This window comes from Pseudomonas sp. BF-B-30 (assembly GCF_019956305.1).
GTDB lineage: Bacteria > Pseudomonadota > Gammaproteobacteria > Pseudomonadales > Pseudomonadaceae > Aquipseudomonas > Aquipseudomonas jessenii.
Genome location: NZ_JAHBDG010000015.1, coordinates 67,569 through 79,879, shown reverse-complemented (window position 1 = coordinate 79,879; position 12,311 = coordinate 67,569). Strand labels below are relative to the sequence as shown.

General features: G+C 59.8%; 12 protein-coding genes. 7 read left to right on the top strand and 5 right to left on the bottom strand.

The genetic code is table 11. The features are described 5' to 3' along the window. Window positions 1-144 precede the first annotated feature (144 nt). Complete coding sequence (locus tag KGB29_RS10420; RefSeq protein WP_150815099.1) at window positions 145-1,566, top strand: amino acid permease; 1,422 nt, start codon at window positions 145-147, stop codon at window positions 1,564-1,566. A gap of 225 nt (window positions 1,567-1,791) precedes the next feature. Here the strand turns inward: KGB29_RS10420 and KGB29_RS10415 are convergent, their stop codons facing one another. After that, window positions 1,792-2,916: an OpgC family protein gene (locus KGB29_RS10415; protein WP_150815098.1), complete on the bottom strand. Its 1,125-nt coding sequence runs from the start codon at window positions 2,914-2,916 to the stop codon at window positions 1,792-1,794. Between the two features lie 244 nt (window positions 2,917-3,160). Here KGB29_RS10415 and KGB29_RS10410 point away from each other — a divergent pair, with 244 nt between their 5' ends. The 3 genes from KGB29_RS10410 to KGB29_RS10400 are packed head-to-tail and all read left to right on the top strand — an operon-like array spanning window position 3,161 to window position 5,983. Further along, window positions 3,161-3,535 (top strand): GtrA family protein, encoded by a 375-nt coding sequence (locus KGB29_RS10410; protein WP_057716240.1) that lies wholly within the window; start codon window positions 3,161-3,163, stop codon window positions 3,533-3,535. Next, window positions 3,532-4,473: a glycosyltransferase family 2 protein gene (locus tag KGB29_RS10405; RefSeq protein WP_150815097.1), complete on the top strand. Its 942-nt coding sequence runs from the start codon at window positions 3,532-3,534 to the stop codon at window positions 4,471-4,473. Before KGB29_RS10410 ends, KGB29_RS10405 begins: the two co-directional genes overlap by 4 nt. Before the next feature lies 1 nt (window position 4,474). After that, a complete protein-coding gene (locus KGB29_RS10400) occupies window positions 4,475-5,983 on the top strand; it encodes a glucosyltransferase domain-containing protein (RefSeq protein WP_150815096.1) in 1,509 nt (502 codons plus the stop codon). Window positions 5,984-6,010: 27 nt separating this feature from the next. Here the strand turns inward: KGB29_RS10400 and KGB29_RS10395 are convergent, their stop codons facing one another. From KGB29_RS10395 to KGB29_RS10385, 3 genes are all read right to left on the bottom strand, one after another. Beyond that, window positions 6,011-7,630: an FMN-binding glutamate synthase family protein gene (locus KGB29_RS10395; protein ID WP_090453300.1), complete on the bottom strand. Its 1,620-nt coding sequence runs from the start codon at window positions 7,628-7,630 to the stop codon at window positions 6,011-6,013. 165 nt (window positions 7,631-7,795) lie between these two features. Next, the gene (locus KGB29_RS10390) at window positions 7,796-8,596 is read right to left on the bottom strand and encodes a helix-turn-helix transcriptional regulator (RefSeq protein WP_150815095.1); all 801 of its coding nucleotides are present in this window, start codon (window positions 8,594-8,596) and stop codon (window positions 7,796-7,798) included. Window positions 8,597-8,947: 351 nt separating this feature from the next. Then, window positions 8,948-9,394 carry a hypothetical protein gene (locus tag KGB29_RS10385; RefSeq protein ID WP_150815094.1) on the bottom strand — a complete coding sequence of 149 codons (447 nt, stop codon included), beginning with the start codon at window positions 9,392-9,394 and terminating at the stop codon, window positions 8,948-8,950. Between the two features lie 178 nt (window positions 9,395-9,572). Here KGB29_RS10385 and KGB29_RS10380 point away from each other — a divergent pair, with 178 nt between their 5' ends. Genes KGB29_RS10380 through KGB29_RS10370 form a run of 3 tightly spaced genes read left to right on the top strand, consistent with a single transcriptional unit; the run spans window position 9,573 to window position 11,178 of the window. Continuing rightward, complete coding sequence (locus tag KGB29_RS10380; protein WP_150815093.1) at window positions 9,573-10,016, top strand: NUDIX hydrolase; 444 nt, start codon at window positions 9,573-9,575, stop codon at window positions 10,014-10,016. A 23-nt stretch (window positions 10,017-10,039) separates the two neighbouring features. Next, the gene (locus KGB29_RS10375; protein ID WP_057716232.1) at window positions 10,040-10,678 is read left to right on the top strand and encodes a LysE family translocator; all 639 of its coding nucleotides are present in this window, start codon (window positions 10,040-10,042) and stop codon (window positions 10,676-10,678) included. A gap of 2 nt (window positions 10,679-10,680) precedes the next feature. Then, window positions 10,681-11,178, top strand: a complete 498-nt coding sequence (locus KGB29_RS10370) for a GNAT family N-acetyltransferase (RefSeq protein WP_150815092.1) — start codon at window positions 10,681-10,683, stop codon at window positions 11,176-11,178. 130 nt (window positions 11,179-11,308) lie between these two features. On the opposite strand, the gene metR is transcribed toward KGB29_RS10370, so the two are convergent. After that, a complete protein-coding gene (gene metR, locus KGB29_RS10365) occupies window positions 11,309-12,226 on the bottom strand; it encodes a transcriptional regulator MetR (protein ID WP_007985733.1) in 918 nt (305 codons plus the stop codon). Window positions 12,227-12,311 lie beyond the last annotated feature (85 nt).

Here is a 12,311-nt window from a genome sequence, read left to right as displayed (position 1 = left end):
CGCCGTTTTTCCCACTGATCTTGCGGGTTTTTCCTACAAGACGACTCTGCCCACGAAGCAGAACCGGTTCGGGACGCGATGGCTTATCGGTCAGCGCTTCGCCACTCGGTGGTCATATCCAATAACAAGACGAGGTTGTCCCCCATGCCCGTAGGCAATCACCTGCCCCAAGGCGAGACCGCTCAGGGCGGTCCGCTCAAACGTGAACTCGGCGAGCGGCATATTCGACTGATGGCACTCGGTGCCTGTATCGGCGTCGGCCTGTTCCTGGGCTCGGCCAAGGCCATCGAAATGGCCGGTCCGGCCATCATGCTGTCTTACATCATTGGCGGTCTGGCGATCCTGGTGATCATGCGCGCTCTCGGTGAGATGGCCGTGCACAATCCGGTCGCCGGCTCGTTCAGCCGTTACGCCCAAGACTACCTCGGCCCGCTGGCGGGCTTCCTGACCGGCTGGAACTACTGGTTCCTGTGGCTGGTGACCTGCGTCGCGGAAATCACTGCCGTGGCGGTGTACATGGGTATCTGGTTCCCCGATGTACCACGCTGGATCTGGGCGCTTGCTGCGTTGATCAGCATGGGCTCGATCAACCTGATCGCGGTCAAGGCCTTCGGTGAGTTCGAGTTCTGGTTTGCCTTGATCAAGATCGTCACCATCATTGCGATGGTGCTCGGCGGCATCGGCATCATCGCCTTCGGTTTCGGCAACGACGGCGTGGCCCTGGGTATTTCCAACCTGTGGACCCACGGCGGCTTCATGCCCAACGGTGTACAGGGTGTGTTGATGTCGCTGCAAATGGTGATGTTCGCCTACCTGGGCGTGGAGATGATCGGCCTGACCGCCGGTGAAGCGAAGAACCCGCAGAAGACCATTCCGAACGCGATCGGCTCGGTGTTCTGGCGCATCCTGCTGTTCTACGTCGGTGCGCTGTTCGTGATCCTGTCGATCTACCCTTGGAACGAAATCGGCACCCAGGGCAGCCCGTTCGTGATGACGTTCGAGCGGCTGGGCATCAAGACCGCCGCCGGCATCATCAACTTCGTGGTGATCACCGCGGCGTTGTCGTCCTGCAACGGTGGCATCTTCAGCACCGGGCGCATGCTCTACAGCCTGGCGCAGAACGGCCAGGCTCCGGCGGGCTTTGCCAAGACCTCGAACAACGGCGTGCCGCGTCGTGCATTGCTGCTGTCGATTGGCGCGTTGCTGTTGGGCGTACTGCTGAACTATCTGGTGCCGGAAAAGGTATTTGTCTGGGTGACGGCAATTGCCACCTTCGGCGCGATCTGGACCTGGGTGATGATCCTGCTGGCCCAGCTGAAATTCCGCAAAGGCCTGAGCGCCAGCGAAGCGGCCGGCCTGAAATATCGCATGTGGCTGTACCCGGTCAGTTCGTACCTGGCGCTGGCGTTCCTGGTGCTGGTGGTCGGCCTGATGGCGTACTTCCCGGACACCCGCGTGGCGCTGTATGTGGGGCCTGCGTTCCTGGTGCTGCTGACGGTGCTGTTCTACGTGTTCAAGCTGCAACCGACCAATGTTTCGCAAGGTGCGGTGCGTTCGGTTTCGTAAGTTGTAACGCTTGAAAAGCCAAAGCCCCGGTCGATTGGCCGGGGCTTTTTGTTGAAAGTCATTTATCTGCGAACCGGGGCTTTTGTGGCGAGGGGGCTTGCCCCCGTTGGACTGCAAAGCAGTCCCTAGATCAGGCCCTAAAGTTGTGCCAGACACACCGCAAATATCGGATTTGCGACTGCTTCGCAGCCGAACGGGGGCAAGCCCCCTCGCCACAGGTATCAGTCAAGCGACTACCACCTGCTTTGGACCAGTCAAGCGCTTGTTGAACTCAAGCCAGGTCGCCAGCAACGCCATCAACCCGGCACCCACCAACGCCGTGAAAATCTGCATGGCAAAAGCATCGTCGGTCAGCGCATTGACCATGTCCGCCAATGGCGCCAGCAGAACGCCCAGACAGAAAATCTCCAGCGAGAAACGGCCCATGCGGCAACTTTGCTGCGCGAGCCAGTTTTGTGTCCATCCGCTGTCGGGAATCAGTTTCGCCGTGACGTAGGCCAGTGCGAGAAAATGCAGCAGGCGCACGGGGGAAAGGTCGGTCTTGCTGATGGGGTACAGGATGTTTTGCAGGCTCGCCGGCACCACGGCATCGTGTAGGTCCGGCCAACGCCACAGCACGGTCAACACACCCGCGACCACGACATACAGCGCCGCACCGACAAACAACGGCTGGCGAACCAATGGGCGGGTCTGGGGCGGGCGCGGGCGCTGGCTGTGAATCGCAGCGGCACCGCCGAGTACGAACAGCAGCTGCCAGGCGACCGGGTTGAAATACCACACGCCGTCCTTGATGGCCGCCAGGTTCCAGCCAGCCAGCGGCACCATCAGGTACAGCGCCAATGACATCGAGACCACCACCCAGGCCTTGCGCACCAGCAGCGGCAGCACCAGGGGCAAGCCCGCCAACAGCACGATGTACAGCGGCAACGGGTCCATCAGGTTCGGCTTGAAGCGCAACAGCAGTTCATCGATCAGGGCCTGCTGCGGGTTGCTGATGAAGTGATGCATGCCCATTTCTTCCACCAGATCCCGTGTTTCCACATGGCTGTTGGCGAAAAACACAATGCCCATCAGCATCGCCAGCAGGAAGATATGCACCACGTAGAGCACCCACGCCCGGCGCAGGATTTTTACGCAGGCGATCAGAAAGCCTTCGCGCGCCAGGACTTTGCCGTACGCCAATACGGATGCGAAACCTGCCAGAAACACGAAGACCTCGGCTGCATCGCTGAAACCGAAGTTACGCAGGGTGATTTGCCCCAAAGGGTTGTGGGGCACGTGATCCCAAAAGATGAAGATCAGTGCCAGACCACGAAAAAAGTCGATCCGGTGATCGCGCGCTAAGGTCATGACAGCAGGCTCGTAACAGCGGGTAAAAATGGGATTGGCCGCTGGCGCAAAGGCCACGCGCCCAATCGGCGGCGCGCAGGGTGGACTGATTCGCGGGCAATTGCAAAACCGGGATATTACCGGATGTCTCGGGCATTGCCCCAAGGCTCAACCGCTGGTCTGAAAGACCGCTTGACCTGCGATTTATGACAGTAAACAGGCTCAAATATCAATAAGTGCAACGTTCTTGAAACGGGAGCCTCACATGAGACTGTTGTGGAAAGGGCTGTCCAGTTACACGGTGATCGGGGTCGCCAACACCCTGATTCACTGGCAGATCTTTTTCCTGTTGAGCGTGGCAGCCGGCCTCAGTCAGGCGATCAGCAACCTGGCCGCCTTCTGCGTGGCCGCGTCATTTTCCTTCTACATGAACGCGCAATTTACCTTCGCCGCCAGTGCCACGGTCGCGGGTTATCTGCTGTTTCTTTTGGGCATGGGGGCACTGAGCCTGGGTATCGGCCATCTGGGTGACCTCTGGCGATTGCACGGCTTGCTCACGGTGGTCCTGTTTTCGGCGTTGAGCCTGGTGTTCGGTTTTCTATATTCCAAATACGTGGTGTTTCGCGGACGTGATCAATGAAAATCTCGCTCATTGTCCCGGTGTTCAACGAAGAGCAGTCCATCAACCTGTTTTATCGGGCGGTGCGAAGGGAGTTGAGATTAGGCGACACCGAAGTCGAGATCGTGTTCATCAACGACGGCAGTTCCGACAACACGGCCGAACAGGCTATGGCACTTGCCCAGGCGGATGATCAGGTCATGCTGATCAATTTCTCGCGCAACTTCGGCAAGGAACCGGCACTGTTTGCCGGCCTGGAGCATGCCAGCGGCGATGCCGTGATTCCCATGGATGTCGACCTGCAGGACCCGATCAACGTCATTCCGTTGTTGATCGAGCAATGGCAAAAGGGTGCCGACGTGGTACTCGCCAAGCGCCGCAGCCGGGCCGCCGACGGCTACCTCAGGCGCCACAGCGCGTCTATTTTCTACCATGTGCTCAATCGCATCGCCTACACCCGCATCGAGGAAAACGTCGGGGACTTCCGGCTGATGGATCGCAAGGTGGTCGATGTGATCCGTTCCTTGCCGGAGCACCAGTTATTCATGAAAGGCGTGCTGTCGTGGGCCGGGTTCAACACGGTGGTGGTGGAGTTCGAGCGGCCGGGAAGGGTGGTGGGGAGCAGCAAGTTCAATGTCTGGAAACTGTGGAACCTGGCCCTGGAAGGCGTGACCTCGTTCAGTACCGTGCCGCTGCGCTTGTGGACTTACGTTGGTGGCGGCATTTCGATTTTCGCGGTGCTCTATGCGGTGTACATGGTGCTGGACAAGATTTTCTTCGGCAACAGCGTTCCCGGTTATCCGTCGCTGATGACTGCGATCCTGTTTCTGGGCGGCGTGCAACTGATCGGCATCGGCATCCTCGGCGAGTACATCGGTCGCATCTATATCGAGGCCAAGCACCGGCCGCGTTATGTGATCAAGGACATCGTCGGCGGTAAAGACCGGGGCGGGCGTTAGAATGGGGCGGTTCAGCGACGTCTTCGTTCGCGAGCTCAGCCGGCATCAGGTCTGGCGGTTTTTTCTGGCCGCCACCCTGGTGTATGTCCTGCCGTTGATCCTCGCCGATTATCCCTACATCGATGACAACTGGCGCTCGCTGGCGGCGGGCATGGCCTGGGCCGAACAGGGCCGACTCTTCACCCAGTTTTTCTACAACGCGCTGACCTTCAGCCATGCCGCGCCGAACATCTTTCCCTTGCCCTTGTTGATCGCCACGCTGTCCATGGCGTCGGCGTTGACAAGCCTGACGCTCCATTACTTCCGTCAGCCCACCGTTGCTTGCTGCCTGGTGCTGTTGCCGCTCTGGTACAACCCGTTCTTCCTGCAGAACCTGTCTTATCAATACGACGGTCCCGCCACGACCCTGAGCCTGGTGGCGGTGATCTACGCGATCACCTTTCGCCACCCTTGGCGCGGCGTGCAGTGGCTGGTGCCGTCGTTCCTGATTGCCTTGGCGCTTGGGCTGTATCAAGTCAGCCTGAACGTGTTCCTGGGTCTGTGTTGCCTGGAGTTGCTCAGGGCCGCCAACGATAAAACCACCCCGGTACCATGGCGCGACCTGCTGGGCTGGAAAGCCGCTCAGGTCATCCTCGGCGGATTGATCTACAGCGTCAGTGCTTATCCGTTCATGGGCTCCAACCGCACATTGCTGCTCGATTGGACGGCGCATCCCTCATTGCAGATCCAGATCAACATTGGCCGGGTCCTGGAAAAAGTCGTGCTGCTGTTCCATGGCGGATGGCTCTGGGTGTCCGGCGGGTTGCTGTTGCTCGCGATAGCCGGGGCGGTGCGGTTGGGATTGAACGTAGCGGCGCGCCAGGACAGCGGGCCGAAGAAGCTGTTGATCGGCCTGATGTGTTTGCTGACTTTGCCCGTCGTGATGCTGCTGGTGTCCGGTGTCGCGTTGTTTTTCCGCGACTTCAACGAAGGTGCCCGCACCTTGATGGGCTTCGCCGTGCTGCTGGTATTGCTGTTTTACCTGGGGCATCTGGCGCTGGCGTCGATCCATGAGCGGTTGCCGCTGCTGTTGATGATTCCCCTGCTGGCCATGTTGTCGTTGTCGTTCGCTTATGGCCGGGTGCTGACGGTGCAGAAAACCTTTGCGTCCACGGCACTGGCCGGTCTTGCGTACGACATCGCCAGCCATCAGTCGCTGCGCGAGGCCAGACGGATCTACCTCTCGGTGAGTTATTCCGACTATTGGTTGGTGGCGGCGGCAGGCTCATTCAAACAGCGCCCGGTGCTGCACTACTTGCTCAATACCGACTTTTACATGCTGGCCGAAAATCTGCCGAAGGCGGGCATCACCAACGTGGTGGCGGAGCAGGAGCGGCGTAATGCAACGCGGGTCGGCTATCAGGGCTATCCGGCGTTGGTCGAAAGCCGGTTCTACCGGATTTACCTGATCGGCGATTACGGTTTTATCGTGATGAAGGAACCGGCCCCGAGCAAAACACTGCGCTGGTGACGCGCGATTCTGATCGGGGTGGCGAGGTTATGCCGCCGCTATTTCACTGGGCTCGAAACTATCGGCCCGGGCCATCTGCCACATCCGCGAGTAGAACTCGCCGTTCACTTCGCCGGTCAGCAACTCACCCGGTTTGAGGAACACGTGCAACTGCGAGAACAGCTTGATCTCGGTTGCCGACATACGTCGCACCAGATGCTTGGCGGACAACTGCGATGGATGTTCGAGGCCGGCGGCGGCGAGCATTTCCGCCAGGGCCTTGAGGGTGTTGCGGTGGAAGTTGAACACGCGTTGGGCTTTGTCCGGTACCACCAGCGCGCGCTGGCGCAGGGTGTCCTGGGTGGCGACGCCAGTCGGGCATTTGTTGGTGTGGCAGCTCTGCGACTGGATGCAGCCGATGGCGAACATGAAGCCGCGCGCCGAGTTGGCCCAGTCGGCGCCGATGGCCAGCACACTGGCGATGTCGAAGGCGCTGACGATCTTGCCGCTGGCGCCGAGTTTGATCTTGTCCCGCAGGTTCAGCCCAACGAGGGTGTTGTGCACGAACAACAGGCCCTCGCGCATCGGCACGCCGATGTGGTCGGTGAACTCCACGGGCGCGGCGCCAGTGCCGCCTTCCTTGCCGTCCACCACGATGAAGTCCGGGAGGATGCCGGTTTCCAGCATGGCCTTGGCGATGCCCATGAACTCCCACGGATGGCCAAGGCAGAACTTGAAACCCACCGGTTTCCCGCCGGATAACTCACGCAGTTGCGCAATGAAATGCATCATTTCGATCGGCGTGGAAAACGCGGTGTGGCGCGACGGTGACACGCAGTCCTCGCCCATCAGGATACCGCGGGTTTCGGCGATTTCTTTGGTGACCTTGTGTTTGGGCAGGATGCCGCCGTGGCCGGGCTTGGCGCCCTGGCTCATCTTGATTTCGATCATCCGTACCTGTGGCGTCCGGGCTTGCGCCGCGAAGCGTTCCGGGTCGAAGCGGCCGTCGCTGGTGCGGCAGCCGAAGTAACCGCTGCCCAGTTCCCAGGTCAGGTCGCCGCCGTTTTCCCGGTGATAGGGGCTGATGCTGCCTTCGCCGGTGTCATGGGCGAAATTGCCGAGCTTGGCACCCTGGTTCAAGGCACGGATGGCGTTGGCGCTGAGGGAGCCGAAACTCATGGCCGAGATGTTGAATACCGACGCCGAATACGGCTGGGTGCATTGCGGGCCGCCGACCGTCACCCGGAAACTGCTCGGGTCGCTCAAGGGCGCGGGGCGCATGGAGTGGCCGATGAATTCGAAACCCGACTGATACACATCAATCAGCGTGCCGAAGGGTTTGTCGGCGGTTTCATTCTTGGCCCGGGAGTAGACCAGCGAGCGCTGGGCCCGGGAGAAGGGCAGGGCGTCGCTGTCGGATTCGAGCAGGTACTGGCGGATTTCCGGGCGGATGCCTTCGACCAGGTAGCGGATATTGCCCAGGATCGGGTAATTGCGGCGCACTGCGTGCGGACTTTGCAGCAAGTCGAACAGGCCGATCAGGCTGAGGACGGCAGTGACAGCGGTAATTGGCCAGAGCCAGTCGTATTCAAGAAACGGCAGGCTGGCGAGGGTGAAGATCACGCAGACGGCAAAGAAGGCGTAGCGGCTCAGGAGTGACAGGCTCATACGGTTTCCTTGGGTTCGGACTCAATGAATTTGGCTATGCACAGATCAATGTGGGAGCGGGCTTGCTCGCGAAAGCGGTGTGTCAGCCAACATGAATGCTGAATGAAATACCGCTTTCGCGAGCAAGCCCGCTCCCACAGAGAAGCAGAGCGTTCCACAGGGCATTCAGGCATTTTGTGCCTGGAGAAAAATCGAAAACAGCTCGGACTGGGATTTGATCCCCAGCTTGCTGTACATATGTTTCTTGTGGACTTTCACGGTTTCGACCGAGATTTCCAGCTTGCGGGCGATTTCTTTACTGGAGCAACCGCTGAGCATCAATCGCCCGACATCCAGCTCCCGGGCCGTCAACTGCGCGCCTTTGAGTTGCTGCACCGAGGCTTCCAGTTGTACCCGCCAATCAGCTTGCGGCGGTGAGGGGGACAGGGCCACGACTTCGTTGATTTCATAGGGTAGACGCTGGCGCAACAGGCCGAGCACCCACGGCTGGATCAACGACAGCAAGGCGATCTGCTGGCCGCTGAAACGCTGGGTGCTGCCCAGGGACAGGCACAGCGTGCGGTCGCCTTCGAGCTGGCAATTGAACTGGATTTCGTCGGCCACCACATTCAGACGAAAGTAGCGCTGGTAATACTCAGTCAGCTCAAAGTGCTCCGGGGCCACTTCCGACAGGCGATACAGCCCGGTGCGCGATTGCTCGCGACAGGCGATGTAGAAGGGGTCGAGCAGGTACAGGCCGCGCAGGTAATCCTGGAACAACTGGTCAGGGCTGCCGTCTTCGCCGGGGCATTCGGCGAACACCTGGGGGCGCTGATCGGCACTGAAAAGCAGCGCCACCCAGCTGTCGAAGGGCACGTACTGGTCCAGCAGGCGTACAAGCTGGGTCCAGAAATTGGGCTTGTCCAGGGCGTCGATCAGTTGCCCCACCGAGCGGTGCCAGGCGATGTCGTCCAACGAGAGTGTCATGCATCTACCCCTATCGTATTACCTCGGCGGCGTAATTCCCCGCCCGGTTGCTTGCTGCGCATACTGGCGCACAGACACCGACCGGGCAATCTTTCTGCCGCCCGGCGCATAACAAGGAATACCCATGAAGGTCGAACTCGCCCAATTGGCCGGCCGTGACAACGACACGGCTTACAGATGGGTGTGGTGTAGCTGGCAGGGTTGACCGGTGGTTTCCGTTGGCAGCCAGCGAAGATGGATTTCCAGGAAGCGGTGCAAGCGAACAGCTTATGAGCTGGTCACACTGCAAAAAAGGCGAACATCCTCAAGGATGTTCGCCTTTTTTGTCTCAAGCATGAGTGGCTTGTTGTATTAGCCGGTTTTTTCCTCGTGTTTTTGCTTGTCACGGGGAAGGGCATTGATGCAGTAGTTGATGTAATAGAAGGTGAAAAGTCCGGTATAGACCAGATTCATGCGCAGTTCGAAGTTGTGTTCAGCCAAGGCATATGCCCTTAACACCCTTCGTACACGGAAACACCAGAGCAGGGTCAGCAGTAAATACAGTACGAACAGAACACCTATAAGGGCGAATGCATAGTAGTGAGGTACCGAGACTAGAGTTCCGATAGAACCAATGATGATCAGGTAGAAGGCAAATAAAGCCGGACTCATTGTCTTGATGTGAGTGACCTCCTCAAGTGCCGTGATGGTTTTGTACATCCAGACATTTGTATAGAGCCCGGCAGACAAGGTTCCCAGCAGAAGAAGAGGAAACGTCTTGGTGTTGATTTTTTCTTTCAGCGTTGAGATGTCAGACATGCGAGTCGTTCCAGTGGCGGCGCAGGGCGATTGACCGGTGAAGGTCGGCAGAGCACGCTACCAAAGGCGCTCGTGGGAAATTTCCGGGCTTTTTGGCGGAGAGTTCTGGATTCACTCTTGGCCGAGTTTTGAAGGCATGGGATTCTGTGCATCCCTCAACATGGACCTGTGGTCAGCGATGTCTTCTTCGATAAATGTTTCACTCAATCATTCCAGGGTCATCCGCATCGCCGCCGCCCTGTTGATCGGCCCGGACGGCCGCACGTTGCTGGTGCGCAAGCGCGGCACCACGGCGTTCATGCAGCCGGGTGGCAAGATCGAGCCCCATGAATTGCCGGTCCACGCCCTGGCCCGGGAGCTGGAAGAAGAGCTGGGTCTGGACATCGACCCGGCGCAGGCCGTTTACCTGGGTCACTTCTCGGCACCGGCCGCCAACGAACCGGGGTTTGTCGTACACGCCGAGCTCTTTCAACTGAATATTCATGGCGACGTCACCCCGGCGGCGGAGATCGAAGAGGTGCTCTGGATCGACCCGGCCACCGATGGCGATGTCAGCCTGGCGCCATTGACACGGGACCTGATTCTGCCGTTTTATCGAGCATCGCTGACCGCGATCGCCTGATCATTACGCAAAGGACCTCGCCCATGATCCCGCTTCAAGACCTGCTGATTTTTGCTGCTGCCGCGTTGCTGATGGTAGTGACACCGGGGCCGAACATGATCTACCTGATCTCCCGTTCGATCTGCCAGGGGCGCAAGGCCGGGGTGATCTCGCTGCTTGGGGTGGTCGCCGGATTCTTCGTGCACCTGTTTGCCGCCGCCGCGGGTTTGACTGCAGTGTTCCTGGCGGTGCCGATGGCTTATGAGGTGTTGAAGTGGGCCGGTGCGCTGTACCTGTTGTGGCTGGCCTGGCAGGCGGTCAAACCCGGTGCGCGCTCGCCGTTCGAGGCACAGCAGTTGCCCCCGGACTCTTCACGCAAACTGATCACCATGGGCTTTCTGACCAGCGCCCTGAACCCGAAAATCGCGGTGTTCTATCTGTCGGTGTTTCCGCAATTCATCACGCCGGAGCACGGTTCGGTGTTCACCCAGAGCATCATCCTCGGCCTGACCCAGATCAGCGTCAGTTTCTGCGTCAACCTGCTGATCGCCATGTTTGCCGCGGGCATCGCCTCGTGGTTCGTCAACAATCCGACCTGGCTGGCGATGCAGCGCTACTTCATGGGCTTTGTATTGTCGGGGCTGGCGCTGCGGCTGATGCTTGAGCAAAAACGGATGGCCTGAGGATGTGGATCGAACGACTTGATGCCAGCCATGCCCTGGACTACCGGGCGCTGATGCTCGAAGCCTACGACCTGCACCCGCAGGCCTTTACCTCGAGCGTGCGTGAGCGGGCGGCGATGCCGCTGAGTTGGTGGGAGTCGCGCCTGACCGGCAAGCTGGACGTGGTGCTCGGGGCGTTCGAAGAGGGCCGGTTGGCCGGCATTGTCGGCCTCGCGTTCGAGCCTCGGGAAAAGGCCCGGCACAAGGTGACACTGTTTGGCATGTACGTGACCGCCAAGGTCCGCCAGCGTGGGCTCGGCTATCAACTGGTTCAGGCGGCATTGGCCCAGGCGCAGAACCATGCGGGTTTGCGCCTGATCCAGTTGACCGTCACCGCCGGCAACGATGCCGCGTTCAACCTCTACCAGCGCTGCGGCTTCATCCAGTTTGGCCTGGAGCCGATGGCCGTGCGGGTGGGCGAGGATTACTTCGACAAGATTCACATGTGGCGTGAGATCTAACCATCACATAGATCCCCTGTAGGAGCGAGCTCGCTCGCGATAAACCTGAGAGCGACACGGGGTGCCCGGTTTCCAGCGTTATCGTTGACGACCATCGCGAGCGAGCTCGCTCCTACAGGGGGTTGGTGTTCTAGCGAACGGCGCTGACCCCATCCAGCGTCGAAAACGACGTGTCCTTGGCCGTCAGCAAGAAGTCGCGCATGTACGGCGCATCGAGCATGTCGGCGCGGATCGCCGCATACAGCGTGGCGAACAAGCCTTTCTCACCCAGCCGCTTGGCTTTCACATAGCCTCGCGAGCTGTATTCATGCAGTGCCCAATGGGGCATGCCGCATACGCCGCGACCGCTGGCCACCAGTTGCATCATCATCACTGTCAGTTCCGAGGTGCGGACCTGGGCCGGTTCGATGTCGGCGGGTTCGAGGAAGCGGGTGAAGATGTCCAGCCGGTCCCGTTCCACCGGGTAGGTGATCAAGGTTTCCGGGAGCAGGTCTTCGGGGACGATATAAGCCTTGCTGGCCAGGCGGTGCTGGTTGGCCACCGCGAGCATCGCTTCATAAGTGAACAGGGGTACATAGGTGATCCCGGCCAGGTCCACCGGATCGGAGGTCACCACCAGGTCCAGGTCGCCACGGGCCAGGGCTGGCAGCGGGGCGAAGGAAAACCCCGAGGCCAGGTCCAGTTCGACTTCCGGCCAGGCGTCGCGGAACTGGTCGATGGTCGGCATCAGCCACTGGAAGCAACTGTGGCACTCGATCGCCATGTGCAGACGACCGGCGGTGCCACCGGCCAGGCGACTGATGTCGCGCTCGGCGGCGCGCAGCAGCGGCAGGGTAGCGTCGGCCAGTTGCAGCAGGCGCAAACCGGCGCTGGTGAAGCGCACCGGTTTGGTCTTGCGCACGAACAGCGGCATGCCCATGCGCTCCTCCAGCTCCTTGAACTGGTGGGACAGGGCTGACTGGGTCAGGTGCAGGCGATCGGCCGCATCCACCAGGCTGTCGGCTTCGCGCAAGGCGTGCAGGGTCTTGAGGTGACGGATTTCAAGCACCGGAGGCTCCATGAGGAAAACTTGTCGATAAATCGAAAAGGTTGAGTTTGTCTCATGTTGATGCCGCTGTCGACCACAAGCACGG

Excerpts from the sequence above, each read along its gene's own strand:
- KGB29_RS10380 (WP_150815093.1), top strand. The coding sequence starts at position 9,573 with ATGTCTTCTTCGATAAATGTTTCACTCAATCATTCCAGGGTCATCCGC.
- KGB29_RS10385 (WP_150815094.1), bottom strand. The coding sequence starts at position 9,394 with ATGTCTGACATCTCAACGCTGAAAGAAAAAATCAACACCAAGACGTTT.
- KGB29_RS10415 (WP_150815098.1), bottom strand. The coding sequence starts at position 2,916 with ATGACCTTAGCGCGCGATCACCGGATCGACTTTTTTCGTGGTCTGGCA.
- KGB29_RS10390 (WP_150815095.1), bottom strand. The coding sequence starts at position 8,596 with ATGACACTCTCGTTGGACGACATCGCCTGGCACCGCTCGGTGGGGCAA.
- KGB29_RS10375 (WP_057716232.1), top strand. The coding sequence starts at position 10,040 with ATGATCCCGCTTCAAGACCTGCTGATTTTTGCTGCTGCCGCGTTGCTG.
- KGB29_RS10400 (WP_150815096.1), top strand. The coding sequence starts at position 4,475 with ATGGGGCGGTTCAGCGACGTCTTCGTTCGCGAGCTCAGCCGGCATCAG.
- KGB29_RS10395 (WP_090453300.1), bottom strand. The coding sequence starts at position 7,630 with ATGAGCCTGTCACTCCTGAGCCGCTACGCCTTCTTTGCCGTCTGCGTG.
- KGB29_RS10370 (WP_150815092.1), top strand. The coding sequence starts at position 10,681 with ATGTGGATCGAACGACTTGATGCCAGCCATGCCCTGGACTACCGGGCG.
- KGB29_RS10410 (WP_057716240.1), top strand. The coding sequence starts at position 3,161 with ATGAGACTGTTGTGGAAAGGGCTGTCCAGTTACACGGTGATCGGGGTC.
- KGB29_RS10405 (WP_150815097.1), top strand. The coding sequence starts at position 3,532 with ATGAAAATCTCGCTCATTGTCCCGGTGTTCAACGAAGAGCAGTCCATC.
- KGB29_RS10420 (WP_150815099.1), top strand. The coding sequence starts at position 145 with ATGCCCGTAGGCAATCACCTGCCCCAAGGCGAGACCGCTCAGGGCGGT.